Genomic DNA, 24,857 nt, shown 5'->3' on the forward strand with positions numbered 1-24,857 from the left:
ACAAAGGCAATTGTTTTTTATACTAAAAAAAAGTTGCTCAATTTGAAGAAGTATTTTCATTCATTTTTCATGAAAAGCAAGCATAATTAAACACGTTGATAGAGAAAGTACATTTAAAATTCTTGTCTTAGAAAAAGGTTCCTCGGCTGAAAGAACCTTCAAGTATTTGAATGGAAAGCTACTCTTAAGTGCAGCTAATCCCTGCCGTGAGCCGCGTTAAGGCATAATCGAGAGACAGCAGTCACGTTTTGCTGTAACTAGGGTGGTACCGCGAATTTAAAGCCTTCGTCCCTTTTTTAGGGGATTGAGGGCTTTTTCTATTTTAAGGAGGAATGAAAGATGAAAACAGCAGCAGAAATACGTCGAATGTATTTAGATTTCTTTATTGAAAAAGGCCATGCAGTTGAACCAAGTGCTCCACTCGTTCCGATCAATGATAATTCATTACTTTGGATTAATAGTGGTGTTGCTACCCTGAAGAAGTATTTTGATGGACGTGTAATACCGGAAAATCCACGTATTACGAATGCACAAAAATCAATTCGCACAAACGATATCGAAAATGTGGGGAAAACAGCAAGGCACCATACGTTTTTTGAAATGCTTGGGAACTTTTCAATTGGAGAGTACTTTAAAAAAGAAGCAATTGAATGGGCTTGGGAATTTCTAACGGATAAAAAATGGATGGGCTTTAATCCTGAACTCCTATCGATTACCGTGCATCCTGAAGATGAAGAAGCTTATGCGATTTGGAGAGACTTAATCGGCATTCCAGAAGAACGAATTATTCGTTTGGAAGGAAATTTTTGGGATATCGGAGAAGGACCAAGCGGACCTAACTCTGAAATCTTCTATGACCGTGGAGAAAGCTACGGCAATGATCCAACAGATCCTGAAATGTATGCGGGCGGTGAAAACGACCGTTATTTAGAAATATGGAATTTAGTTTTCTCGGAATTTAATCACAATCCAGATCATACGTATACACCATTACCAAAACAAAATATTGATACTGGAATGGGCCTAGAACGTATGGCGTGTGTTGTGCAAAATGTTCCAACTAATTTTGATACAGATTTGTTTATGCCAATCATTCAAAAGACAGAGGAAGTATCATTAAAGTCGTACGGGAAAGATTTAAATGATGATTTAGCATTTAAAGTAATTGCTGACCACACGCGTACGGTTGCATTCGCAATTGGTGATGGTGCATTACCATCTAATGAAGGTCGTGGGTATGTATTACGTAGACTATTACGTCGTGCTGTACGTTACGGGAAAAATTTAGGGATTGATCGTCCATTCATGTATACACTGGTTCCGATTATTGGCGAAATCATGAACGATTTTTATCCTGAAGTGGAATCAAAACAAGATTTCATTATGCGCGTTATTAAAAATGAAGAAGAACGTTTCCATGAAACATTGCAAGATGGGTTAAGTATATTATCAGCTGTCATATCATCTCAGCAAGAAGCAGGCTTGAACATTATTCCTGGTAATGATGCTTTCCGTTTATATGATACGTACGGTTTCCCAGTGGAGTTAACCGAAGAGTACGCTGAAGAAGCTGGAATGACCGTTGATCATGAAGGGTTTAAAGCATCGCTAGAAGAGCAACGTACACGTGCTCGTTCAGCAAGAAAAGACGTTGATTCAATGCAAGTACAATCAGAAGTTTTAGGTAATCTTAAAGAGGAGAGTACTTTTGTTGGTTATGATACTTTAGCTATAAGCACAAAAGCGCTTGTCATCATTAAAGATGGTGAAATAGTAAACCATGCTAATGAAGGTGATGAAGTTAAATTAATTCTTGAACAAACGCCTTTTTATGCTGAAAGTGGCGGACAAATTGCTGATCATGGTTCACTAGAAAGTGATTTGTTTAAAGGTTTAGTAAAAGACGTTCAAAAAGCTCCTAACGGTCAAAATTTACACACAGTTTTAATTGAATCAGGAGAGCTTACAACAGGTCATGATGTAACTGCATTAGTTGACCAATCATCAAGAAACTCAACTGTTAAGAACCATACCGCTACACATCTTTTACACCAAGCATTAAAGGATGTATTAGGAACGCATGTTAACCAAGCTGGTTCTTATGTTGGACCTGACCGTTTGCGTTTTGACTTCTCTCATTTTGGTCAAGTAACAAAAGAAGAACTCGAAAAAATTGAACAACAAGTGAATGAAAAAATTTGGGAAGATATTCAAGTTATAACTGGCTATCATGGGATTGATGAAGCGAAGCAAATGGGCGCAATGGCGTTGTTTGGTGAAAAATACGGTAAGATTGTCCGTGTCGTATCAATTGACAGTTACTCACTTGAATTATGCGGTGGATGCCATGTAAGTAATACTTCACAAATTGGGTTCTTCAAACTTGTTTCAGAAAGTGGTATTGGAGCGGGAACTCGACGAATTGAAGCTCTAACTGGAAAAGCTGCTTATGAATTAATTAAAGCAGAGGAACAACTTTTGAGTGAAGTTGCAACTTTAGTTAAATCAAATCCGAAAGATTTATTAACGAAAATCCAAGGATTACAGATGGAAATGAAACTAATACAAAGAGAAAATGAATCATTATCCGCAAAAATTGCGAATAGCCAGTCGTCTTCTGTACTTTCAAATGCACAAGAAATGAATGGTGTTACGGTATTATCTGCGCGTGTTGAAGCGAAAGATAATAACCAATTACGACAAATGGTGGACGACTTAAAAACAAAAATGAAACAGGCTGTTATTGTTTTAGGTGCATCTGAAGAAGGAAAAGTTATGTTAATCGCTGGTGTAACAAACGATTTATCAGGTGGCAAATATCATGCAGGAAATCTTGTGAAATTTGTTGCAGAACAATGTGATGGCAAGGGTGGAGGTCGTCCGGATATGGCGATGGCCGGCGCTAAAGATGCTTCAAAACTTGATGGTGCTTTACAATCTGTGTATGATTATGTCAAATCCGTTTAATTGTCAGATGAAATCGGTTATACTAATGTTGTAAGTCAAAATCATATATATAAGTACAACCCATTTTTTCTGAAAGCGAGGTGCTGATCATGAGTTCATTTGACAAGACGATGAAGTTTAACTTTCCAGAAGAGTCTATGGAACAAGAAGTAAAACAAGTAATGCTTCATGTCCATTCGGCACTTGAAGAGAAAGGTTACAACCCAATTAACCAAATCGTCGGCTATTTACTTTCGGGTGATCCGGCATATATTCCTCGCCATCAAGAAGCACGTAATTTGATACGCAAGCTTGAGCGAGACGAAATCCTTGAAGAGCTTGTTAAGTTTTATATCAAGAAGAATAACGAGGCGTAGACATGAGAATAATGGGGCTTGATGTTGGTTCAAAAACGGTTGGTATCGCAGTTAGCGATGCTTTCGGTTGGACAGCCCAAGGGATTGAAACCATCAAAATTGATGAAAGTAATAACCAATTCGGCATTGATCGGATTGAAGAACTTGTGAAATCTCATGAAGTGTCTACTTTTGTTGTGGGTTATCCAAAAAACATGAACAACAGTATTGGTCCTAGAGCTGAAGCATCTGAAAGGTTCGCTGAATTGCTCAAAGTGACATTTAACAAACCTGTTGTCTTATGGGATGAGCGCTTAACAACGGCTGCTGCAGAAAGAATGTTAATACAAGCAGATGTGAGCCGTAAAAAAAGGAAACAAGTGATTGATAAAATGGCTGCGGTTATGATTTTACAAGGTTACTTAGACAGCAAATCTAATATGAGGTGATTGGAATGGAACACGGACAACAAAACATTACAGTAGTAGATGATAACGGTACAGAGCAATTATGCGAGATTCTTTTTACATTTGAGTCAGATGAATTTAAAAAATCATATGTTCTTTACTACCCAATTGGTGCTGAAGAAGATGAAAATGAAGAGATTGAAATTCATGCATCTTCTTTCTTACCATCAGAAGACGGTAAAGATGGCGAACTTCAACCAATCGAAACTGACGAAGAGTGGGCGATGATTGAAGAAATGCTTAACACTTTCTTAGATGAAGAAGAGGAAGAAGACGAAGAATAATCAATCTTTCTAAAGGTGGAATGAATAAAATCATTCCACCTTTTTCTTTTGTGTAAAATTCTAGTATAATAAGTGTCAGATAGAGGGGGGAAACCCGTGGAAAACGAAACAAAAAAAGAGATTATGTTTAATCGTATGAAAGAAAAGAAAAAAGAAGTGAAAATCGTTCGACGGATTGTGCTTGCAATTGTTCTAATTGTCTTGATTGGCGGGGGTATTGCAGCCTATAGTGGATACAATTATGTAAAGAGTGCTTTACAACCGATGGATGAAAATTCTGAAAAAGTTATCCCTATTACAGTCGAAATTGGTTCAAATTTAGATTCAATTGCAACACTATTAGAAAAAAATGAGATTATTAAAGATGCTCGTATTTTCAAATATTATGCAAAGTTTAACAACGAATCAGATTTCCAAGCAGGTGATTATGGCTTAACGCAAGCGATGACTCTTGACGAATTAATTGAAAGTTTAAAAACGGGTAAAGTATATCGTGAACCAGTTTTCACTATGACAGTACCTGAAGGTTTAACATTGGGTCAAATAGCGGCAGTTGTTGAAAAAAGAACTGCTCATTCAGCAGAAGACTTTTTAGAACTTGTGAAAGATCCAGTTTTTATCGACGAAATGATTAATAAATATCCAACATTATTGACTGATGAAGTAAAAGGCGAGAATGTTCGTTACGCATTTGAAGGGTACTTATATCCTGCTACGTATGCTTTTTATGAAGAAAACCCTTCTTTAGAAGAGATTGTTGATCAAATGTTGAGTTCAACTGCTACTGTAGTTGCACCGTATACAGATGTGTTAGCAGAACAAGAAAAAACGGTTCATTGGCTATTAACATTTGCTTCCTTATTAGAAGAAGAAGCAACAGCTTCCACTGACCGCGAAATGATTGCGAGTGTTTTCTTTAATCGTCTAGATGAAGGGATTCCTTTACAGACGGATCCAACTGTTTTGTATGCATTTGAAGGGGAAAGAGACAATATTGCCTCTGATAAAAATACAGAACATCCATATAATACGTATTCGGTTCAAGGTCTACCTCCAGGCCCGATTGCTAATCCTGGACAAGCATCTATTGATGCAGTTCTAAATGCACCTGAATCAGATAATTTATATTTCCTTGCTGATGAAAATGGAACGAATTATTTTTCTGAAAGTTACGAAGAACACTTGCAAAAAATCGAAGAACACTTGCGTTAAGGGGTTGAAGGGAAGCTATTCGCTTTCCTTCTTTTTTCGTGTCTAAAGGTGTCCAACTTTTGAAAACTTTACATAAGAAAACATGGTAGGTTGTGACAATAAGGTTGCCAGCTTGGAATTTGTAATGCTATGATTGAGTGTAATTTTTGCGAATTAAAGGAGTTAAAGTCGATATGAGGACAACAGATTCCTACATTGAATCACATATAATTAATCGTTCGCCACAATTAATGGAAATGGAAGAATTCGCTCGAATCAACCATATTCCAATTATGGAACTCGTTTCAATTGAATCATTTTTACAACTTTTAAGATTACAAAATCCAGATTCAATATTAGAAATTGGTTCTGCAATTGGTTATTCAGCCATACGAATGGCGACAGCCCTTCCAAATACAATGATCACAACGATTGAAAAAGATGAAAATCGGGCTGAATTAGCTCGCACATATATCGAAAAAAATGAATTATCCAATAGGATTCAATTATTATCTGGAGATGCATTGGATATTGATTTACATTCACTCGCATCCACTAAATACCAAGCTATTTTTATTGATGCAGCTAAAGGTCAATATCAACGATTTTTTGATAAGTATTCACCACTAGTGCCTTCAGGTGGTGTTATTTATTGTGACAATATGTTGATGCGTGGTTTTACTGAGATTCAGCTATCTGATGTTCCTAGAAGAAAACGAACAATGGTAAGAAATCTTCAATCCTTCACAAAATGGTTAATGAATCACGAAGATTATATAACAACCTTCCTTCCAATTGGTGATGGAATTACGATAAGTATAAAGAGGTGACATTGATGAAAAAACCAGAACTTCTCGTTACGCCAAAATCTGTAAATCATCTAAATGAACTTATTTCTGCGGGTGCTGATGCATTTCTAATTGGTGAAAAACAATTCGGATTAAGGCTCCCTGGTGAATTTAAACTAACAGATATTGAAAAATCAGTTCAACTCGCTCACGCTTCAAACAAAAAGGTCTATGTATCGATGAATGCTTTATTTCATAATGAAAAAATTGATGCCCTTTTACCTTATATGAAGAACTTAGAACAGATGAACGTTGATGGAATTGTATTTGGAGATCCAGCAATCGTTCAAATAAAAAAAGATTCTCAGCTATCCATTCCTCTGCATTGGAATACTGAAACCACGGCGACCAACTGGTTCACAGCAAACTACTGGGGTAGACGGGGTGCCAATAGAGCAGTTCTTGCAAGAGAATTAAGCCTCGAAGAAGTCGTTGAAATAAAAGAAAACGCAGAAGTAGCGATTGAGGTTCAAATTCATGGGATGACATGCATGTTCCAATCAAAAAGAGCCTTGTTAGGAAATTATTTTCTTTATCAAGATAAAGCAATGGAAATTGAGAATCGCTCTAGTGGTCAACCGATGTTTCTACATGATAAAGAACGAAACAATAAATACCCTATATTTGAAGATGTAAATGGAACACATATTTTCAGTCCTAATGACATGTGTTTAATCGATGAACTAGGAGAAATGATTGAAGCCGAAATCGATTCATTTAAAATCGATGGCATTTTACAAGAGGAATCGTATATTACGACCGTAACGGCATTATATCGTCAAGCGATCGATGCATATATGGAATCACCTGATTTATATGAAGAGTTAAAAAATCAACTAGTAGCTTCAATAGAGAATATCCAATCAGATTTACGCCCGCTTGATACAGGATTTTTCTTTAAGGAAACGGTTTATTAAGATAGCTCTTTTTAACGAATATTTAACGAAGCCAAATGCATTGCAAAAGTTTACAAAGCTTTTAAGAAAAGAGGATTTCTATGTCATTGTTACAACAAAAAGGAATCAGCGAATATATAGATGGAAAACGGGTCATTACAAAAAAACCTGAGCTCCTTGCTCCAGCTGGGGATTTAGAAAAGTTGAAAATAGCTATTCATTACGGAGCGGATGCTGTTTTTATTGGCGGCCGAGAATTTGGATTACGTTCAAATGCTGGGAATTTTTCTATTGATGAAATGCGACAAGCGGTTGAATTTGCAAATCCTTATGGTGCGAAGATTTATGTAACGACCAATATTTTTGCTCACAATGAAAATATGTTTGGGTTAGCTGATTATTTAAAGAACATTGAATCTGCAGGGGTCACTGGTATAATTGTTGCGGACCCATTAATCATTGAAACTTGTCGTCAAGAAGCACCGAAACTTGAGATTCATTTAAGTACTCAGCAATCACTTTCTAACTGGAAGGCAGTAGAGTACTGGAAAAATGAAGGATTACATCGAGTAGTACTGGCTAGAGAAACTAGCGGTGATGAAATACAAGAAATGAAAGAAAAAGTCGATATTGAAATTGAAGCTTTTATTCATGGTGCGATGTGTATTGCCTACAGTGGGCGTTGTACATTGTCTAATCATATGACTGCACGTGATTCTAATCGTGGAGGATGTTGCCAGTCATGTCGATGGGACTATGATTTATATACCGTTCAAGATGGCAATGAAAAAGCTTTATTCGATGAATCGGATGCGCCATTTGCCATGAGTCCTAAAGATTTAAAATTAGTTGAATCTATTCCAAGAATGATTGAACTTGGAATTGACTCTCTTAAAATTGAAGGGCGCATGAAATCGATTCATTATGTAGCTACAGTTGTTAGCGTATACCGAAAGGTAATTGATGCGTATTGTGCAGATCCAGATAATTTTAAGATTAAACAAGAATGGCTAGAAGAATTAGATAAATGTGCGAATCGAGACTCTGCTTCGGCTTTCTTTGAAGGTGAACCAGGGGTTGATGAACAAATGTATGGTATACATGGTAGAAAAACATCTACAGACTTTATAGGGCTAGTTTTAAATTACGATCAAGAATCGCAAATAGTTACTTTACAACAAAGAAACTATTTTGAAGTCGGTCACGAAGTTGAATTTTTCGGACCTGAAATCAACAATGTACGTATGACGATTAACGAATTGTGGGATGAAAAAGGTCGTCCAATAGACATAGCAAGACATCCGAAACAAATTGTTCAATTTAAATCCGAAGTCCCGCTTTACCCAAATAATATGATGCGAAGGGAGATTATCAGATGAATCATAAACGTCCAGTTGTCATCGGAATTGCAGGAGGATCTGGTTCCGGTAAAACAAGTGTTACAAACGCCATTTATGAAGTATACAAAGAGCATGCTGTTGTAGTTATTGAACAAGACTATTATTATAAAAATCAGAGTCATTTAGAGATGGAAGAGCGTTTAAAAACGAACTATGATCATCCATTAGCATTTGATACTGATTTGTTAATCGAACACATACACCAATTGCTAAATAGACAAGCCATAGAAAAGCCAATATATGATTATGCTTTGCATACTCGAGCGAAAGACAGTATAATCGTTGAACCACAGGATGTTATTATTCTCGAAGGAATTTTAGTTTTAGAAGATGAACGTTTACGCAATTTAATGGATATTAAATTATTTGTTGATACAGATTCGGATTTACGAATCATTAGACGAATATTAAGAGATATCAATGAACGCGGACGTTCGATTGAATCAGTTGTGGAACAATACTTGTCAGTTGTTCGTCCAATGCACAACCAATTCATCGAACCTACGAAGAGATATGCAGATATTATCATTCCTGAAGGTGGTCAAAACCAAGTTGCAATCGATTTAATGGTTACAAAAATTAAAACTATTCTTGAATCTGATATCATTGTGTAATATGATATTCAAAGACTGACAATATTATCTAAAAATTGTGTCGTATATCCAAGTGCTATCCGGCATATTATTTTTAAGAGGATGCAAGTAGTTGAAGGAGTGAAATACATTGTCTACAGAAAAACAATATCCAATGACAGTAGCGGGGAAAAAGAAATTATCTGATGAACTTGAGTTCCTTAAAACGGTTAAACGTAAAGAAGTAGTAGAACGTATTAAAATTGCCCGTAGTTTTGGCGATTTATCGGAAAACTCTGAGTACGATTCTGCGAAAGAGGACCAAGCCTTTGTGGAAGGACGTATTTCAACTTTAGAATCTATGATTCGCAATGCAGTCATAATTGAAGAAGATGAAAAAAATAACGATATCGTCTCACTAGGGAAAACGGTTTCATTTATAGAAATTCCTGATGGCGATCAAGAAACATATACGATCGTTGGCTCAGCTGAAGCTGACCCTATCGAAGGACTAATTTCAAATGATTCTCCAATTGCTAAAAGTTTAATTGGGCGTTCAGTTGGAGACCAGGTTAAAGTATTAACACCTGGTGGAGAGATGGACGTTAAAATCGTTTCTATTAATTAATACTATTTAAAATCCACTCCTGTCTTGATGGGAGTGGATTTTCTATACATTTGTTTTCTTAGGAATGGGGATCGAAATGATTTATGCGAAAAAAACAATCCTTAACGGCTACTGGTCTCGCAAAACTTCGAGATGAATTAGATGATTTGAAGAACGTGAAGCGTAAAGAAGTGATTGCTCGAGTAAAAGCATCTCGTTGCTTTGGTTTCATCGAAAATACAGATTACCAAACTGCACGTGAAGATCAAGGTTTTATCGAAGGGCGAATACTTACTTTAGAAAATATTCTTCGGAATGTAGAAGTAATTGATCAAAGTAAACTTAATGAGAAAATAATCGAAATAGGACATACTGTATTAGTTCGAGAATTACCAAATGGAGAAAATGAAACTTTTTCTATTGTCGGTTCAGCTGAAGTAGATCCTCTCGAAGGAAAAATTTCTCCGGAATCACCTATTGCAAAGGAGATGCTAGGCAAACAAGTTGGCGATGAAGTAAAAGTGAAAACTCCGAATGGTGTAATGTTATTTTTAATCGTCTCGATATCTTAATATCATTAAATTGAAACTTAATTTTAATCGTACCGTCTAATTTGTTATTATAATCTGTGGTAGCATTTTTAACATTGCGAACAAAATAAGTTTTGCATATATCTCGAAGTAATCGCGAGATTTTTAGAAGGAGGAATCTTGAATGGCTGAAACACAACGTCGGTATTCATCAAGAACGAATCGACCTAATAAACCGAGGAACATGAATAAAATTTTAAATGGATTAATAGCATTAGTTGTCGTTTTAATTGTGATCACAGCGGGAATTATCTTTTTAGGAAATGGTACATCAGAAAAAGCGGAATCTCCTAAAAACGAAGATACTGTAAGTAACACTGAATCGGATACAGATTCAACTGAAGAATCTTCTTTAGAATCTGGAGAAACAAATTCCGATGCAGAGACTGAAGAGGATGCAACTGAAGGTTTAACAACCGAAGAAGTTGAACCAACTGAAGAAGAGGAAGCTTCTGAAGAAACAACGGAAGAAACAGAATCGACTGAAAGTACAACAACTGAAGGTGGCTCAGTAACCTCTACACCGTCAGATGACCCAATTGTATCTGAAAGTATCGTAAATACTGCTTGGGCGCCTGTAAAGACCTCTCAGACGGGTTCACACACGTCCGTTTATGAAAAAGGGCATGTTGATTGGGACGAAAAAGTACAAGCTTTAACATATGCAACAGGTTTAGCGAGCGATAATATGATTATTTGGCAGTTAAGTAATGGTGGAGGACCTCAGAAATCTATTGGTGTTGTATCCTCCAACGATAAACAAGAAAAATATCGTGTATATCTCCAATGGGTTGACGGGCAAGGATGGAAACCAGAAAAAATGGAGACTTTAAATACATTGGAAGGCGCCTCTTGACATTCGGCGCCTCTTTTATTATTTTTAGGGAAGTGTTTTTACAAGGTAGTCGAGGTAATTGAGCTTTCAGTTTTTTTATAAAATTACATTTTTTTATTACTTCGTTGCAAATGATCATAGAAACCTTAAACAAAATCATTATTGATGATTTTTATTGAAAAAGTTACATAACTAAAGAGAATTGAGGCGAGTCGATTATGAAAATTGCCGTTATTGGTGCAATGGAACAGGAAGTTGAAGCATTACGATTAGCAATTGAAGATGCACAGACAGAAATCATCGCTAAAAGTGAATATACAGTTGGAAAATATGCTGGTCATGATGTTATTTTACTGAAAAGTGGAATTGGGAAAGTAAATGCAGCTATGTCTACATCAATCTTGCTTGAGAAGTTTAACCCTGATATTGTCATTAACACGGGTTCAGCTGGTGGGTTCGATGCTTCTTTAGAAGTTGGAGCGATTGTTATTTCTGATGAAGTTCGTCACCATGATGTAGATGTTACAGCTTTTGGTTACGAGATGGGACAAGTACCTGATCTTCCTGCTGCTTTTAAATCAGATGAGACACTTCGTACGTTAGCTGAAGAAACGGTTAATGAAGTAGGTGAACATCAATATGCAACCGGCTTAATAGCAACAGGCGACTCGTTCATGAGTGATTCAGAGAGAGTAGAATTAGTTCGTGGATATTTTCCGCAAATGAAAGCAGCTGAAATGGAAGCTGCTGCAGTAGCTCAAGTGTGCTATCAGTTTGATGTTCCTTTTGTTATTATTCGTTCACTTTCTGATATTGCTGGAAAAGAGTCGAGTATGAGTTTTGAAGAGTTTTTACCAACGGCAGCGAAACATTCAACAGAAATCGTTTTACGATTGATTGCGAAATTGTAAACAATTTTATTGTTATAAACTGAGGTTAATTAGAGGCTCTTTCGATATCGAGTGAATCGAAAGAGTTTTTTTCATGAGTAAAAAGTTGGTATAATTTGACCAGTGCTCGTTTTTCAATACGAGATACATAACTTCTTGAAATATTTAATTGTTTCGCAATTTGCTTTTGTGTCATCGGTTCAAATGAGCGTAATCCATACCTTCTTTCCAATATTTCAAGTTCCCTTTTTTCTAACTTTTCTAGATGTCGATACAAGCGAGCCATTTGTTCCTTTTGTTCAATGGTTTGTTGAGCAGTGTCATCATTGGTTTGAAGTAAATCTGTAATCTGTAATGAATGTCCATCTTTATCAGTGCCGATAGGTTCATATAAGGAGACATCTTTCTGAACTTTTTTCTGTGATCTTAAGTGCATCAGAATCTCATTTTCAATACATCTCGCTGCATATGTTGCAAGGCGTGTTTTTTTATCCGGTGTGTAACTTGCTACAGCTTTCATTAGACCGATGGTTCCAATGGAAATATAGTCATCTAATTGTTCGTGTTTTGGGTGGAATTTTTTCACAATGTGAGCAACAAGACGCATATTTCTTTCAATTAGTTCATGCTTCGCATCTTCGTCACCTTTTAGACATAATTGAACATAATGGGCTTCTTCTTCCTGACTAAGAGGTTTCCGAAATGCCTGCCCTTTTAAATAACCTATTACAGCGGGAATTTCAATCCACATTTGAAGGATCGCCGTAAATATACCGCTCATGATGAATCGCACCTCCATGTCGTCTTTTGTCACTATATGTTTCCAAAAAGAAATCCATGAAAAAAACGACCACATAAGTGGCCGTTAAACTTTTCTTAATGTAAATGTGCTAATCATCAGGATGGCTAATATGACGGTTAAGAACATATAAAAGACCGGTGGGAAAATTGACAATCCAAAATATGAAAGTGTTAAGATGGTTCCTGCTGCAGTGATTGGTAACCCTGTGAAATAACCATTAGATTCCATGATATTAAATCTTGCCAGTCTAAACGCTCCACTCGCAATATAAATAATAGCAATAATCATTCCAACTGTTCCAAATTCAAATAAATCGACCATGTAAATGAGTATGGCTGGTGCAACTCCAAATGAGATGATATCACTCATTGAGTCAAGTTGTTTCCCTAATTCGGATTCTTGTCCTAATTTCCGGGCAACCATGCCATCAAAACGATCGAGTAACGCTGCAATAAATATAAACAGGACGCTATAGCTATATGATTCGTTTAATGTTGCCATAATGGCAGCACCACCAAACGATAAATTACCAATTGTGATCATATTAGCGGCATGCGCTTTCATTTTTTTGATTGAGTGATCCAATCGTTGAAATAAAAACAATGGAACAACACTCCTTTGCTTATAAGCTATTTAACTATTATACTTCGTTCATATCAAAAAAGGTAGAGCGTATTTTAAACGGGAGGTTCAACATGAGACAAAAGGTATACCAATTACTAATCGAACTAACAAATGGTAAAACCACATCAAAAATGTTGCAAAAAATTACAACATCCAAATGGAGTCGACGTTTAGTACCATCGTATATTCATACATACGGAATTGATACGGCAGAAGTTTCAAAACCAATTGATTCATTTGAATCTTTACATGAATTCTTCATTCGCCAATTAGATAGTCAATATCGTCCAGTTGATAGTGGAAGTGAGGCGATTGTTAGTCCAGTTGATGCAAAAGTAGAAACAATGGGTGTGATTTCTGAAGAAGGTACATTTACAGTGAAAGGAAAATTGTATACGGTCGCTGATTTACTAGGATATAAAGAGTATGCAGCTATGTACGAAGGTGGAAAATATGTTGTGTTCTACTTAAGTCCAGCAGATTATCATCGAATACATAGTCCCGTCGATGGACATCTTAAAAAGCAGTATATGTTAGGTGAAAAATCTTATCCAGTGAACCAAGCAGGCTTAACATATGGGAAATCTCCGATCAGCGGAAACTATAGACAAGTTTCACATGTCATTTGTGCAAATCAGAAGAAATGTGCTGTTGTTAAAGTCGGAGCAATGTTTGTAAACTCAATACAATTAACGAATACTTCAAGGGAATGGGTCAAGGGTAAAGAAGTGGGTTATTTTACTTTTGGTTCAACAGTCGTCTTACTTTTTGAAAAAGACGCAATTTCATTTGAATCTAATATACAACCAAATCATCGTGTCCGAATGGGTGAGAAGATCGGGAGTATGTTATAATGATAAACAGAAAATTAGCTTGAACGGAGTGTGTCAGGGTGTACCGAAATTTTTTACCAAGTGAATTTGTGCGAAGTGTTTTTCACATTTCACCAGAACATTTAATAGCAAAAGGGATCCGCGGTATCATAACGGATTTAGATAATACATTAGTTGAATGGGATCGACCAGATGCAACACCGAAATTGGTTGAATGGTTGAAGTCCATGAAAGATGCAGGCATTCAAGTAACAATTGTGTCTAATAATAATGAATTAAGAGTGCAATCTTTCGCGGACCCACTAGGTATTCCATTTATTTATAAAGCGAGAAAACCTATGGGCAAAGCTTTCCGTAAAGCTCTGCACATCATGAGTGTAAAAAAAGAAGAGGTCGTAGTTATCGGCGACCAATTGCTAACTGATGTTGTTGGCGGCAATCGAATGAAATTACATACCATTCTAGTTTTACCTGTAGCGAGTTCTGACGGGTTCTTTACCCGTTTTAATCGGTTAGTAGAACGACGAATATTTAGTTCTTTAAAAAGAAGAGGGTATGTAACATGGGAGGAAGAAGTTTGACAAATCAACCAACATGTATCGGATGCGGTACAGTAATTCAAATTGAAAATCCGAAAGAACCTGGTTATGCTCCACCGTCATCTTTAGAAAAAGAAACGGTCATTTGTCAGCGTTGTTTTAGATTGAAAAATTATAATGAAATACAACCTGTTTCTTTAACAGATGATGATTTTTTAAGAATTTTAAATAGCTTGGGCAAAGAACAAGGGCTAATCGTTAAAATCGTTGATATTTTTGATTTTAATGGAAGTTGGTTACCAGGATTACATCGTTTTGTAGGTAACAATCCAATTTTACTTGTAGCAAACAAAGTAGACCTATTGCCAAAATCCGTCAAAAAAAATCGTGTCATTCATTGGTTAAAACAAGAAGCGAAAAAGCTAGGACTGAACCCCATTGATGTCATGTTGGTAAGTGCTCATAAAGGCACAGGCATGGTTGAAGCAATGGAAGCCATTGATAAATATCGTGAAGGTAAAGATGCTTACGTAGTGGGTTGTACGAACGTTGGAAAATCTACATTTATCAATCGAATAATAAAGCAAGTAACTGGTGAAAAAGAAGTGATTACGACGTCTCATTTCCCGGGAACTACACTAGATCTTATTGAAATTCCATTAGACGACGACCAAGCATTGTATGATACGCCTGGTATTATCAATCATCACCAAATGGCTCACTTTTTAGATTCATCTGAATTGAAATGGATAACGCCTAAAAAAGAAATTAAACCAAAAATTTTCCAAATGAATGCAGAGCAAACATTATATTTAGGTGGCCTTGCAAGATTTGATTTTATTCAAGGTGATCGTTCATCTTTCACTGTTCATATTTCAAATGATTTACCGATTCACCGTACGAAGCTAGAAAATGCGGACGAATTATACGCGAATCATTTAGGTGGAATGCTAGCGCCTCCATCAGTGGAATATATAGAAAATTTCCCTAAACTAGTTCGACATGAGTTTTCAATTAAAGAAGAAAAAACCGATATTGTATTTTCAGGTTTAGGTTGGATAACGATTAACAAACCTAATGTAGTCATTGCAGCATATGCACCAAAAGGAGTAGAAATTCAATTGAGACCTTCGTTAATTTAGGAGGGATGATTACGTGAAAAAGTGGTATGCAGTTATTGGTGATCCCATATCTCACTCTCTTTCTCCACTAATGCATAGTAAATGGTTTGAAGAAATGAATGTGAATGCAACTTACATTCCTATTCAAGTCTCTAAAGATCAATTACACCAAGCCGTAAAATCTTTAAAACTTTTAGGAGCGAGTGGATGGAATGTAACCATTCCTCATAAAGAGACCATCATTCCCTTATTAGACCATTTGTCAGAATCTGCAGAGTGGATGGGAGCTGTCAATACGGTTGTTGTAGAACAAGACGGTAGTCTTACTGGACACAATACTGATGGTGACGGTTTCGTTAACTCATTAGAAGAAACCATCGGTACTCAGTTAAAAGAAGCACAAATACTAATAGTTGGAGCGGGTGGAGCTGCAAGAGGTATTGCTTTTGCGCTTAAAGCTGCTGGGTATGTTAATATTTCTTGTACAAATCGTACGTTTCAAACAGCAGAAACACTTATGCAAGATATTGGCGGAAAGCAAGCGTTGTCCATTTTGAGTGCGGAAGAAAAGCTAAATGATTTCCGTATTATCATACAAACGACTCCACTTGGCATGAAGAGTAAAGAAGATACATTGCCAATTTCATTGGATTTGCTAAATCCCTCAGCAATTGTTGCGGATATTGTGTATAATCCATTATTGACGCCTTTTTTATTACATGCTGAAAAAAAAGGGGCGACGATTGTGAATGGACTGGGAATGTTCGTTCATCAAGGAGCTCTATCTTTTAAAAAGTGGACAAAAGAACAACCAGATACAGAACAAACGGTAAAAGAATTAACGCGAATTTTAGGAGGACCTTATGTTAACAGGTAAACAAAAGCGCTTTTTACGAAGTGAAGCTCATCATTTAACACCTATTTTCCAAGTTGGTAAAGGTGGAGTAAATGATCATATGCTTAAACAAATTTCAGAAGCATTAGAAGTACGAGAGTTATTAAAGGTAAGTATTTTAACGAACAATGAAGATGATAAGAATGATGTTGCAAATAAATTGGCTAAAGGTACAAAGTCTGAACTTGTGCAATTAATCGGTTTGACTGTTGTTCTGTATAAACCTTCTAAAGAAAATAAAAAGATTGTGCTACCTACAAAAGGTTAAAATGAAAAAAGTATGCATTTTTGGCGGAACATTTAATCCTCCACATATCGGACATCTGATCATGGCAAACGAAGTATTTCATGCGCTAGAACTTGATGAGATACGCTTCATGCCTAATGCTATCCCACCACATAAAGAGGCGGTAGACCTATGTACTTCTGACCAAAGAAAACAAATGGTACAACTGGCTATTGAACCGTTTCCTTATTTTTCACTTGAACCTATTGAATTAATACGTGGAGGTCGTTCTTATACGTATGACACATTGGTTGAACTTCAAAGTAAGGAAGCTGAAACCCAGTTTAGTTTTTTAATTGGTGGAGATATGATTGCTAGTCTTGAAAGTTGGTATCAAATAGATGAGCTTGTTAAGCTTGTTCGATTGGTAGGAGTTAAACGACCAGGGTATGAAGCGAAGACCAATTATCCGGTTTTACAAATTGAAGTTCCACAAATCGATTTGTCTTCAACTACATTAAGGAAACGACTTGCCATACATCAAGATGTTTCATTATTAATACCGGAGTCGGTACAAGATTATATCCGTCAGGAGAAATTATATGAATCGAGATAAGTATTTAGAAGCTGTGCGTTTGCGCATGCCTGAGACTCGATATGTGCATACATTAGGTGTAATGAACACAGCCATGCGTTTAGCGAAGGTTTATGGAGAATCTGAACAGGACGCAGAACTTGCAGCTATTTTACATGATGTCGTTAAATTTGCAGATAGAAATTGGTTAAAACAACAGATTGTCGAACATCATATGGATGAAAGACTTTTACTGTTTCATCATGAATTGTGGCATGCTCCAGTTGGAGCACTCGTTGCACAGCAAGAGTTTGGCGTAACGAATCAAACCATACTTGATGCTATACGATTTCATACAACGGGAAGAGCTAATATGTCCAAGCTTGAAAAAATCATTTATTGTTCGGATATGATTGAACCTAATCGACAATTTCCCGGATTAGAAGAATTACGGGAAAATGCTGAAGAGGGCTTAGACACTTTAATGAAAATGTGTGTCAAACGTTCAATTCAATTTTTAATACAAAAAAATCAACCGGTATATCCGGATTCCATTCATTGTTATAATGAATTGGTCACACGAAAGGAAAATGAATGAATGTCAGAATCAACCTTATTAGAAATAGCTTATAAAGCAGCAGATGATAAACGTGCTGAAGATATCGTCGTATTAAATATGAAAGGTGTTTCATTGTTAGCGGATTATTTCGTGATTTGTCACGCAAACTCTGATCGCCAAGTTCAAGCAATCGCAAAAGAAATGGCAGACCAAGCAAGTAAAGCTGGCTATGATGTAAAACGACTAGAAGGTTTCGACTCAGCAAGATGGGTACTAGTAGATATGGGAGACGTGGTTGCTCATGTATTCCACAAAGACGAACGCGCATTCTATAACTTAGAACGTCTATGGGGCGACGCACCAATTATCGAAGTGGAATCACAAGCTTAATGTCTAGCTATACTGAATTTGCTAGGGTCTATGACGAATTAATGACAGATATTCCGTATGATTTATATGTTGAAAAAGTTTTGGAGGCATGTAAACAACCAGATGGGAAATCGTTATTAGATATTGGTTGTGGCACTGGTGTGTTATCTTCAAAGTTTGCGGATGCAGGATTTGATGTGCAGGCTGTTGATTTGTCGGAAGAAATGTTATCGATGGCACAGCAGCGTTTTGCTAAGAATCAACAACAAATTCCATTATTTTGTATGTCTATGTCCGAATTAAACGGGTTTGCAGAAATCGATGTGGCCGTAATAGCTATTGATTCTTTAAATTACTTGTCTGAAAAACAGGAAGTAACCGATACATTTTCAGCTGTTTATTCAAGTTTAAAAAAAGGAGGACATTTATTCTTTGATGTCCATTCTTTATTTAAAATGGATGAACTGTTTTTAGATGGTCCTTTTACTTATGAAAGTGAAAATCAAGCTTATATTTGGCATACAGAAGCGGGTGAATACCCTCATTCCGTTCATCATGATTTAACATTTTTCGTAAAAACTGAGAATGGTTTGTATGAAAGATTCGAAGAGCACCATGTACAGCGTACATACTCCGTTCAGCAATATGTTACTTGGCTAAAAGAACAAGGTTTTACTTCTATTCATATAGTAGCCGATTGGTCAAATCAATCACCAACAGAAACAAGTGAGAGAGTTTTCTTCCACGCAATTAAATAAATCTTTCCCAATTCAAGCAATTCGTATATAGTGAGATTAGCTCTATATGAATTGCTGAATGAAGGAAAGGACATCCCATTCTGATCCCTTCATGGATTTTAAAACACAAGAACAAAGGATTATTTCTGTTAATCGGTGTAATCTTTTGGATACTTATAGCTAGTCCCTTTTCTAAAAATCCGGAATCCCCCTTATCCGGTCAGGTTGAACCCATTCAACCATTAACACAATCCCAAACCCTAATGAAACAAACTGATGAAAATGTAGTATCAAAGGATTCGTCTCTTCAATTAACTTCTACTGTTGTAGTAGATGTAAAAGGTCAAGTTGCCTTGCCTGGAGTTTACACGTTATCTGCAAATAAGCGAGTTCTAGATGCAATTACATTAGCAGGTGGCTTATTGCCTACTGCAGATGAGCGCATGCTCAATCTAGCTGCAAAACTAGTAGATGAAATGGTCATTTATGTACCTAATGAAGGTGAACAAACATCCTTTTCAGGACCGATTGTACAAGTTCCAGAGGCTTCTTCTGATTCAGATTTAATTAACATCAACGCGTCTGACGAAAATGAGCTCATGACATTATCAGGAATCGGTCCATCTAAAGCGAAAGCTATTATTATCTATCGAGAAGAAAATGGATTGTTTAAATCCATTGAACAGTTAAAAGAAGTATCTGGAATTGGTGATCAAACATTTGAGGCCATAAAAGATTTTATTTCAATAAACTAATTTCAGAAGTGATTGACCTTTGAAACGTCTTCAAATTAAACTAGAGTTAGAAGTATTCAGGAGGCGTTCATATGGAGCGAATAACTTGGGATCAATTTTTCATGGCACAAAGCCACTTATTAGCACTAAGAAGTACATGTACAAGATTATCAGTTGGCGCAACCATCGTTCGAGATAACCGAATAATGGCAGCGGGATATAATGGTTCTATTTCTGGTGGAGATCACTGTATTGATCAAGGATGCTATGTGATTGATCACCACTGTGTACGTACAATACATGCAGAAATGAATGCTTTGTTACAATGCTCGAAATATGGTATTTCGACAAATGGGGCGGATATGTATGTCACACACTTCCCTTGTTTACCATGTAGCAAATCGATCATTCAATCTGGTATTCGCCGATTATATTATGCAAATGACTATAAAAATCATGACTATGCAATTAAGTTATTCGAACAAGCTAATATCGAAGTTGTCCATGTGCCTTTTGACGATCGTAAAATCGATTTTTTAAGTGATCAAAAAGTCTCTTTGTATATGGAACTTCTTGAAAAATTGCGAGTATCTGGTGCAAGTCCAGAAGAATTGGCTCCTTTTGAATTGAAGGTGAAAGAGTTATTTGGCAAGTAGTTTTCAAAAAAAATATCATATATTTGGCTTTTGGTACCTTTATATCGACTTCTGCAATCGTTGTTTCAACCAACCTATTAGCGCTTCATCTGATGCTAATAAGTTGGTTTATTTTTAAGAAAAGGTCATATGTTTTTCTAAGTTTGTATGTATTACTTAGTGTCTCATTCTACTTTAATGCTTTATATAAAACGGACATAACGAAAAGCGAATCTTTAACCGAATCTACCTTCACTTGGACAAGCACCTACTCCATCAATGGCAGAAACTTGAAAGGGTATGCGAAGACAGATTCAGGAGAGAAATGGTATATTTCATATCGGTTTAGCTCAGAAGCAGAAAAGATTAGTTTTAGTAAACAATCTCTTGTAGGATCAACATTTCATTTTATCGGAAAGGAAATAGACGTTCCAAATCCACCGCACGAATATGCATTTAGTATGGAAACCTATTTAAAGAGTCACGGCGCTATAGGAATGTTTGAGGTAACCCAATGGTCTAACTACTCGAAACCTAAGGGAGTATTGGGGTTAATTACTTCTCGACGATTTCAAGCAGAACAATTTATAGATCAAGCGTTTCCAAGGAGTCTAGCCCCAGAAGCGAAAGCACTTTTAATTGGTTTAAGAGATGATGTCACGCAAGAAGAGGAGAGAGCTTATCAAAAACTAGGGATAACACACTTGTTTGCCATTTCAGGTTTACATATCGTGTTTTTATCGTTTGTTTTTTACGAATTGCTCATTCGTCTACATTTTCGTAAGCAAAGTGTCTTATTTATATTAATCATCGGCTTACCTATCTATGGAATTATAGCGGGTGGGGCACCATCGGTTTGGCGAGCAGTCTCTGTATCGGAACTCGTATTACTATTAACTTTTGCTAAGAAGAAAATTTCTGCAGATGATGCGCTTGGATTAAGCTTGTTGGGTTTTTTATTTTTACAACCTGGCGTATTGCTACAAGTTGGGTTTCAATTGTCATATGCAGCAGCGATGGCATTGGTTTTTTCGTCAAAGATCTTAGCTCGACCGTATTCAATCTTACAGAAGTCTTTTTTAATTACCTTTCTGTGTCAAATCGGCGTGTTTCCTATCCTTCTTTACCATTTCTATGAAGTTTCCATTTCCTCCTTCATCATGAATCTACTTTTTGTCCCTCTCTTTTCATTTATTATTTTGCCAATCAATGTTCTGCTTTTATTTCTCTCTGCAATTGTTCCTTCAATCGCAAATTTTCTCTTTTTTGTATATGAACCTTTAAGGATGACCATTTCAAAAATCATTATGTTTTGTAGTGACATACCTTATCAACTATGGAACCCTGGAAAACCTTCAATACTTCTCTTCACTGTAGCTTTAATAGGAGTGTTTTGGTCATTTATACTGTTGGAACAAAACAAGAATTTATTAAAGTTGTTTGTATCACTTGGTATTCCAATTTTGTTAATTGAAGTGAGTCCCATGTTCAACTCGAGTCTAGAAATCAGTTTTTTAGATGTCGGACAAGGAGATTCGACGGTCATTCAAATGCCTCATGAAAGAGGAGTCATCTTAATTGATTCAGGTGGTTTATTAAGGTTTGAGCAAGAAAGTTGGATGAGTACTACTTCTCCGTTTGAGATAGGAAGAAATGTAGTCGTCCCGTTTTTAAAAGGAAAAGGAGTATCTAAAATAGATACTTTTGTATGGACGCATGCTGATAGTGATCATATTGAAGGTGCTGAGGAAATTATTGAAGAAGTACGAATAAAGGAGATTCATGTTACACCAGGTGTATTGGAAGAAACAGCGTTATTTGATGCATTAAATTCGGCTAAACAGAAAAAAATCGTAATCAAAGAACAAATAGCAGGGCGAAACTGGCATCTTGGAGGTACAACCTTAAACTATCTATCGCCAAATGATACACAATATGAAGGAAATAATGATTCGCTTGTGTTGTTTCTTGAACATAAAGGATTTCGTGCTTTATTTACAGGAGATTTAGAAAAAGACGGGGAAGAAGAGATATTAAAGTCTTACGAAATAGGACTTGCAAATATTCATTTGCTAAAAGCGGGGCACCATGGCAGCAAAACGTCAAGTTCCCAAAAATTCATTGAAGTTTTAAGTCCACAGCTAACTGTATTTTCAGCGGGGAAAAATAATCGATACGGACATCCACATAAAGAGGTGCAACTGCGTTTTAATGAGTTATCCTTAACAACTTTATCAACTGCGGAGTATGGAACGATTAGCGTTTATTTTGAGGATGGAAACATGAGATCGGAAACAACTGTGGTTAAATAAAAGTAGAAAAAGAGATCTGTCTATACGACAAATCTCTTTTCAACAGTTATTCTTATCATCAAAAATCACTGTGCTTAGATAATCACTTATTTTGTAATGAAGTCAATTACAGTCGCAATGGTGAAAATCGTTGCAAAGAAAACAAATGATACAACAAATCCAACACCTGAATCCGTTACATCATTACGTCGGGTTTGGACATTCTTTTCAAATTCGTTCATTGCTACCCCTCCTAATTCAAATTAATTATAAGCGATTCTCGTTAAAAAATCTATAAACAAGCAGATTTTTTCAGCGTTTTCAACTTTATGACACATTTTGTTCAAAGACAGCAGAGCAAAGATTTCATGTATAATAACATAAGAAGCGATAAATGGGAGGTTCTTTATGTTTTCAGCTGTCTGGAAGAAGATATCACAAGGTAATTATAGTTCCGTTTATGTTTTAGTAGGATTAGAACATTACTTCTTTGATGAAACGATTCGTCGGATGAAACAATCGTTAAATCAAAAAGAAGAAACAGATGTAATCGTGTTCGATCTTGATGAAGTACCTGTTCAATACGTAATCGAAGAAGCTGACACACTTCCATTTTTTTCTGAACGAAAATTAATCATTGCAAAAAATGCTTCTTTTTTAAAAGCGACAGAAAAAGGGAAAGAAAAAATAGAGCATGATTTAAAAGCTTTAGAAAAATGGATGAATCATCAATCAGAAACCGCTATCGTCATTTTTATAGCACCTTATGAAAAGATGGATGAACGTAAGAAAATAGCTAAATTGATGAAAGAAAAAGCTGTTTTTTTAGAAGCAAAGTCTCTTGAAGGAAATGATTTAAGAGTATGGATTCAATCTACCGTTCAACATGAAGGGAAAACAATAGGGGAAGAAGCGATTCAATTATTAATTGAAGTGATTGGACATGATTTAGTGCAGCTTCAATCCGAAATAAAGAAAATGGCCATTTATTTAGGTGAGGAAACAGAAATCTCGACTTCAATAATTGAAATATTGTTGTCGAAAACACTGGAACAGGATGCCTTTCAACTATTAAATGCTTATTTACGTGGTGACACAAGTACTGCGCTAAGCGTATACCATGACTTACTTAGACAAAAAGAGGAACCGATTAAACTAACAGGTTTATTAGCTTCTCAAATACGACTTATGTCGAATGTAACGTATCTAAGAAAAAAGGGCTATCACGCACAAGCCATTGCCAAGCAACTGAAAGTTAACCCGTATCGGGTAAAGTTGATTGTCGAAAGTAGAAACCCCATTGATGAAAAACGGTTACTCCATGTCATGCATCGATTGGCTGATGCGGATTTGAAACTAAAAACGAGTAGTGGTAACCGTGATCGGATTTTAGAGTATTTACTAATGAGTAAAATTTAACCTTTTCTTTATCATTTAATTCACCTATGAACGAAAAAAAGACCGGATTCGATAATCGAATCTGGTCTTTTGTATGATTACGCTTTTTTCATTAACTGAGCTTTTTTACGAGCTGCTGTGTTTTTATGAAGTAATCCTTTAGAAGCTGCTTTATCAACTTGCTTGATAGCAGATAATATAAGGTCTTTTGCGTTTTCTTCGTTATTAAGAGAAGCCGTTTCAGCTTTCTTAACTGCTGTACGCATTGTCGATTTGTTGTGAGCGTTTTGTTCGTTTGCAGAAGCATTCGTTTTCACACGTTTAATCGCAGATTTAATGTTTGGCATATCTTTCACCTCCTAAAAAGTCATTCTGTTCAAAACACATGGCATTGATCTGTCAGTATCAGTAAAATTATTGATAACTTACTTAACATGCAATTTGTTTTAAAAAGAATTCGAGATACAGAGTTTCTCGTGTATCAGCTTTTGCGCTAATATAAGGCGCTGTTTGCTTTACGTATTAGATTTTAATTCTCAATACAACAAGCATTATTTTAGCAAACCAAAACTTAAATTGCAATAGATTCACGCAAAGAATATTTACTTGACACCTTGGGCAAACTTTTTTTGAGGTGA

Annotated in this window: 30 protein-coding genes and 1 other annotated feature; of the genes, 26 read left to right on the top strand and 4 right to left on the bottom strand. The window is 36.2% G+C overall.

Annotated elements, in window-relative coordinates; all coding sequences use genetic code 11:
* The first annotated feature begins 86 nt into the window (after positions 1-86).
* Positions 87-296, top strand: a binding site (T-box leader).
* A gap of 43 nt (positions 297-339) precedes the next feature.
* The 13 genes from alaS (at position 340) to mtnN (ending at position 11,903) form a co-directional block, all read left to right on the top strand.
* On the top strand, positions 340-2,967 hold the full coding sequence (alaS, locus tag ACHUE4_RS02220; protein WP_394187655.1) for an alanine--tRNA ligase: 2,628 nt from the start codon (positions 340-342) through the stop codon (positions 2,965-2,967).
* An 89-nt stretch (positions 2,968-3,056) separates the two neighbouring features.
* Complete coding sequence (locus tag ACHUE4_RS02225) at positions 3,057-3,323, top strand: IreB family regulatory phosphoprotein (protein ID WP_017380185.1); 267 nt, start codon at positions 3,057-3,059, stop codon at positions 3,321-3,323.
* 2 nt (positions 3,324-3,325) lie between these two features.
* Positions 3,326-3,751, top strand: a complete 426-nt coding sequence (gene ruvX, locus ACHUE4_RS02230; protein WP_394187656.1) for a Holliday junction resolvase RuvX — start codon at positions 3,326-3,328, stop codon at positions 3,749-3,751.
* Between the two features lie 5 nt (positions 3,752-3,756).
* Entirely contained in the window at positions 3,757-4,053 is a 297-nt protein-coding gene (locus ACHUE4_RS02235) for a DUF1292 domain-containing protein (RefSeq protein WP_394187657.1), read from the top strand.
* Between the two features lie 96 nt (positions 4,054-4,149).
* Positions 4,150-5,265, top strand: coding sequence for an endolytic transglycosylase MltG (mltG, locus tag ACHUE4_RS02240; RefSeq protein WP_394187658.1), 1,116 nt, complete (start codon positions 4,150-4,152; stop codon positions 5,263-5,265).
* Between the two features lie 173 nt (positions 5,266-5,438).
* Positions 5,439-6,074, top strand: coding sequence for an O-methyltransferase (locus ACHUE4_RS02245; RefSeq protein ID WP_394187659.1), 636 nt, complete (start codon positions 5,439-5,441; stop codon positions 6,072-6,074).
* A 5-nt stretch (positions 6,075-6,079) separates the two neighbouring features.
* Positions 6,080-7,009 (top strand): peptidase U32 family protein, encoded by a 930-nt coding sequence (locus tag ACHUE4_RS02250; RefSeq protein ID WP_394187660.1) that lies wholly within the window; start codon positions 6,080-6,082, stop codon positions 7,007-7,009.
* Between the two features lie 80 nt (positions 7,010-7,089).
* Positions 7,090-8,367, top strand: a complete 1,278-nt coding sequence (locus tag ACHUE4_RS02255) for a peptidase U32 family protein (protein ID WP_394187662.1) — start codon at positions 7,090-7,092, stop codon at positions 8,365-8,367.
* A complete protein-coding gene (gene udk, locus ACHUE4_RS02260; protein WP_394187663.1) occupies positions 8,364-9,002 on the top strand; it encodes a uridine kinase in 639 nt (212 codons plus the stop codon). Before ACHUE4_RS02255 ends, udk begins: the two co-directional genes overlap by 4 nt.
* Positions 9,003-9,111: 109 nt before the next feature.
* Positions 9,112-9,588 (top strand): transcription elongation factor GreA, encoded by a 477-nt coding sequence (greA, locus tag ACHUE4_RS02265; protein WP_394187664.1) that lies wholly within the window; start codon positions 9,112-9,114, stop codon positions 9,586-9,588.
* 83 nt (positions 9,589-9,671) lie between these two features.
* Positions 9,672-10,139, top strand: a complete 468-nt coding sequence (gene greA / locus ACHUE4_RS02270) for a transcription elongation factor GreA (RefSeq protein WP_394187665.1) — start codon at positions 9,672-9,674, stop codon at positions 10,137-10,139.
* Between the two features lie 142 nt (positions 10,140-10,281).
* Entirely contained in the window at positions 10,282-11,013 is a 732-nt protein-coding gene (locus ACHUE4_RS02275) for a YrrS family protein (protein WP_394187666.1), read from the top strand.
* A 197-nt stretch (positions 11,014-11,210) separates the two neighbouring features.
* Positions 11,211-11,903, top strand: a complete 693-nt coding sequence (mtnN, locus tag ACHUE4_RS02280) for a 5'-methylthioadenosine/S-adenosylhomocysteine nucleosidase (protein WP_394187667.1) — start codon at positions 11,211-11,213, stop codon at positions 11,901-11,903.
* 25 nt (positions 11,904-11,928) lie between these two features.
* Here the strand turns inward: mtnN and sigK are convergent, their stop codons facing one another.
* Complete coding sequence (sigK, locus tag ACHUE4_RS02285; RefSeq protein ID WP_394187668.1) at positions 11,929-12,663, bottom strand: RNA polymerase sporulation sigma factor SigK; 735 nt, start codon at positions 12,661-12,663, stop codon at positions 11,929-11,931.
* An 84-nt stretch (positions 12,664-12,747) separates the two neighbouring features.
* Positions 12,748-13,287: a CDP-diacylglycerol--serine O-phosphatidyltransferase gene (gene pssA / locus ACHUE4_RS02290; RefSeq protein ID WP_394187669.1), complete on the bottom strand. Its 540-nt coding sequence runs from the start codon at positions 13,285-13,287 to the stop codon at positions 12,748-12,750.
* 92 nt (positions 13,288-13,379) lie between these two features.
* Between pssA and ACHUE4_RS02295 the strand changes: the two genes are divergently transcribed.
* The 12 genes from ACHUE4_RS02295 to ACHUE4_RS02350 all read left to right on the top strand — a co-directional run bounded on the left by ACHUE4_RS02295 (position 13,380) and on the right by ACHUE4_RS02350 (position 22,842).
* Entirely contained in the window at positions 13,380-14,162 is a 783-nt protein-coding gene (locus tag ACHUE4_RS02295; RefSeq protein WP_394187670.1) for a phosphatidylserine decarboxylase, read from the top strand.
* 38 nt (positions 14,163-14,200) lie between these two features.
* Complete coding sequence (locus tag ACHUE4_RS02300) at positions 14,201-14,722, top strand: YqeG family HAD IIIA-type phosphatase (RefSeq protein ID WP_394187671.1); 522 nt, start codon at positions 14,201-14,203, stop codon at positions 14,720-14,722.
* Positions 14,719-15,822 carry a ribosome biogenesis GTPase YqeH gene (yqeH, locus tag ACHUE4_RS02305; RefSeq protein WP_394187672.1) on the top strand — a complete coding sequence of 368 codons (1,104 nt, stop codon included), beginning with the start codon at positions 14,719-14,721 and terminating at the stop codon, positions 15,820-15,822. The genes ACHUE4_RS02300 and yqeH overlap by 4 nt, the downstream gene beginning before the upstream one ends.
* Positions 15,823-15,835: 13 nt before the next feature.
* Positions 15,836-16,678, top strand: a complete 843-nt coding sequence (gene aroE / locus ACHUE4_RS02310) for a shikimate dehydrogenase (protein ID WP_394187673.1) — start codon at positions 15,836-15,838, stop codon at positions 16,676-16,678.
* A complete protein-coding gene (gene yhbY / locus ACHUE4_RS02315; RefSeq protein WP_394187674.1) occupies positions 16,665-16,964 on the top strand; it encodes a ribosome assembly RNA-binding protein YhbY in 300 nt (99 codons plus the stop codon). Before aroE ends, yhbY begins: the two co-directional genes overlap by 14 nt.
* A 1-nt stretch (position 16,965) precedes the next feature.
* A complete protein-coding gene (locus ACHUE4_RS02320) occupies positions 16,966-17,538 on the top strand; it encodes a nicotinate-nucleotide adenylyltransferase (protein ID WP_394187675.1) in 573 nt (190 codons plus the stop codon).
* Complete coding sequence (gene yqeK, locus ACHUE4_RS02325) at positions 17,525-18,094, top strand: bis(5'-nucleosyl)-tetraphosphatase (symmetrical) YqeK (protein WP_394187676.1); 570 nt, start codon at positions 17,525-17,527, stop codon at positions 18,092-18,094. The genes ACHUE4_RS02320 and yqeK overlap by 14 nt, the downstream gene beginning before the upstream one ends.
* On the top strand, positions 18,095-18,445 hold the full coding sequence (gene rsfS, locus ACHUE4_RS02330) for a ribosome silencing factor (RefSeq protein ID WP_394187677.1): 351 nt from the start codon (positions 18,095-18,097) through the stop codon (positions 18,443-18,445). It abuts the gene before it with no gap.
* Complete coding sequence (locus ACHUE4_RS02335; protein ID WP_394187678.1) at positions 18,445-19,182, top strand: class I SAM-dependent DNA methyltransferase; 738 nt, start codon at positions 18,445-18,447, stop codon at positions 19,180-19,182. The genes rsfS and ACHUE4_RS02335 overlap by 1 nt, the downstream gene beginning before the upstream one ends.
* A gap of 242 nt (positions 19,183-19,424) precedes the next feature.
* Positions 19,425-19,916, top strand: coding sequence for a helix-hairpin-helix domain-containing protein (locus ACHUE4_RS02340; protein WP_394187679.1), 492 nt, complete (start codon positions 19,425-19,427; stop codon positions 19,914-19,916).
* 71 nt (positions 19,917-19,987) lie between these two features.
* Entirely contained in the window at positions 19,988-20,551 is a 564-nt protein-coding gene (locus tag ACHUE4_RS02345) for a ComE operon protein 2 (RefSeq protein WP_394187680.1), read from the top strand.
* Between the two features lie 143 nt (positions 20,552-20,694).
* Entirely contained in the window at positions 20,695-22,842 is a 2,148-nt protein-coding gene (locus ACHUE4_RS02350; RefSeq protein WP_394187681.1) for a DNA internalization-related competence protein ComEC/Rec2, read from the top strand.
* 86 nt (positions 22,843-22,928) lie between these two features.
* Here the strand turns inward: ACHUE4_RS02350 and ACHUE4_RS02355 are convergent, their stop codons facing one another.
* Positions 22,929-23,063: a YqzM family protein gene (locus tag ACHUE4_RS02355; protein ID WP_394187682.1), complete on the bottom strand. Its 135-nt coding sequence runs from the start codon at positions 23,061-23,063 to the stop codon at positions 22,929-22,931.
* A 166-nt stretch (positions 23,064-23,229) separates the two neighbouring features.
* Between ACHUE4_RS02355 and holA the strand changes: the two genes are divergently transcribed.
* Positions 23,230-24,240, top strand: a complete 1,011-nt coding sequence (holA, locus tag ACHUE4_RS02360) for a DNA polymerase III subunit delta (protein WP_394187683.1) — start codon at positions 23,230-23,232, stop codon at positions 24,238-24,240.
* A 77-nt stretch (positions 24,241-24,317) separates the two neighbouring features.
* On the opposite strand, the gene rpsT is transcribed toward holA, so the two are convergent.
* On the bottom strand, positions 24,318-24,566 hold the full coding sequence (gene rpsT, locus ACHUE4_RS02365) for a 30S ribosomal protein S20 (RefSeq protein ID WP_394187684.1): 249 nt from the start codon (positions 24,564-24,566) through the stop codon (positions 24,318-24,320).
* Between the last annotated feature and the right edge of the window lie 291 nt (positions 24,567-24,857).

This window comes from Paenisporosarcina quisquiliarum (genome assembly GCF_043641925.1).
GTDB lineage: Bacteria > Bacillota > Bacilli > Bacillales_A > Planococcaceae > Paenisporosarcina > Paenisporosarcina quisquiliarum_A.

What these genes read in the sequence shown, in the direction of transcription:
- ACHUE4_RS02355 (WP_394187682.1), bottom strand. Translation starts at nt 23,063, where the DNA reads ATGAACGAATTTGAAAAGAATGTCCAAACCCGACGTAATGATGTAACG.
- udk (WP_394187663.1), top strand. Translation starts at nt 8,364, where the DNA reads ATGAATCATAAACGTCCAGTTGTCATCGGAATTGCAGGAGGATCTGGT.
- ACHUE4_RS02345 (WP_394187680.1), top strand. Translation starts at nt 19,988, where the DNA reads ATGGAGCGAATAACTTGGGATCAATTTTTCATGGCACAAAGCCACTTA.
- holA (WP_394187683.1), top strand. Translation starts at nt 23,230, where the DNA reads ATGTTTTCAGCTGTCTGGAAGAAGATATCACAAGGTAATTATAGTTCC.
- alaS (WP_394187655.1), top strand. Translation starts at nt 340, where the DNA reads ATGAAAACAGCAGCAGAAATACGTCGAATGTATTTAGATTTCTTTATT.
- ACHUE4_RS02235 (WP_394187657.1), top strand. Translation starts at nt 3,757, where the DNA reads ATGGAACACGGACAACAAAACATTACAGTAGTAGATGATAACGGTACA.
- yhbY (WP_394187674.1), top strand. Translation starts at nt 16,665, where the DNA reads ATGTTAACAGGTAAACAAAAGCGCTTTTTACGAAGTGAAGCTCATCAT.
- ACHUE4_RS02295 (WP_394187670.1), top strand. Translation starts at nt 13,380, where the DNA reads ATGAGACAAAAGGTATACCAATTACTAATCGAACTAACAAATGGTAAA.
- ACHUE4_RS02335 (WP_394187678.1), top strand. Translation starts at nt 18,445, where the DNA reads ATGTCTAGCTATACTGAATTTGCTAGGGTCTATGACGAATTAATGACA.
- ACHUE4_RS02340 (WP_394187679.1), top strand. Translation starts at nt 19,425, where the DNA reads ATGAAACAAACTGATGAAAATGTAGTATCAAAGGATTCGTCTCTTCAA.
- ACHUE4_RS02225 (WP_017380185.1), top strand. Translation starts at nt 3,057, where the DNA reads ATGAGTTCATTTGACAAGACGATGAAGTTTAACTTTCCAGAAGAGTCT.
- ACHUE4_RS02275 (WP_394187666.1), top strand. Translation starts at nt 10,282, where the DNA reads ATGGCTGAAACACAACGTCGGTATTCATCAAGAACGAATCGACCTAAT.
- sigK (WP_394187668.1), bottom strand. Translation starts at nt 12,663, where the DNA reads ATGAGCGGTATATTTACGGCGATCCTTCAAATGTGGATTGAAATTCCC.
- rpsT (WP_394187684.1), bottom strand. Translation starts at nt 24,566, where the DNA reads ATGCCAAACATTAAATCTGCGATTAAACGTGTGAAAACGAATGCTTCT.
- rsfS (WP_394187677.1), top strand. Translation starts at nt 18,095, where the DNA reads ATGTCAGAATCAACCTTATTAGAAATAGCTTATAAAGCAGCAGATGAT.
- ruvX (WP_394187656.1), top strand. Translation starts at nt 3,326, where the DNA reads ATGAGAATAATGGGGCTTGATGTTGGTTCAAAAACGGTTGGTATCGCA.
- yqeK (WP_394187676.1), top strand. Translation starts at nt 17,525, where the DNA reads ATGAATCGAGATAAGTATTTAGAAGCTGTGCGTTTGCGCATGCCTGAG.
- mtnN (WP_394187667.1), top strand. Translation starts at nt 11,211, where the DNA reads ATGAAAATTGCCGTTATTGGTGCAATGGAACAGGAAGTTGAAGCATTA.
- greA (WP_394187665.1), top strand. Translation starts at nt 9,672, where the DNA reads ATGCGAAAAAAACAATCCTTAACGGCTACTGGTCTCGCAAAACTTCGA.
- ACHUE4_RS02250 (WP_394187660.1), top strand. Translation starts at nt 6,080, where the DNA reads ATGAAAAAACCAGAACTTCTCGTTACGCCAAAATCTGTAAATCATCTA.
- ACHUE4_RS02255 (WP_394187662.1), top strand. Translation starts at nt 7,090, where the DNA reads ATGTCATTGTTACAACAAAAAGGAATCAGCGAATATATAGATGGAAAA.
- ACHUE4_RS02245 (WP_394187659.1), top strand. Translation starts at nt 5,439, where the DNA reads ATGAGGACAACAGATTCCTACATTGAATCACATATAATTAATCGTTCG.
- ACHUE4_RS02320 (WP_394187675.1), top strand. Translation starts at nt 16,966, where the DNA reads ATGAAAAAAGTATGCATTTTTGGCGGAACATTTAATCCTCCACATATC.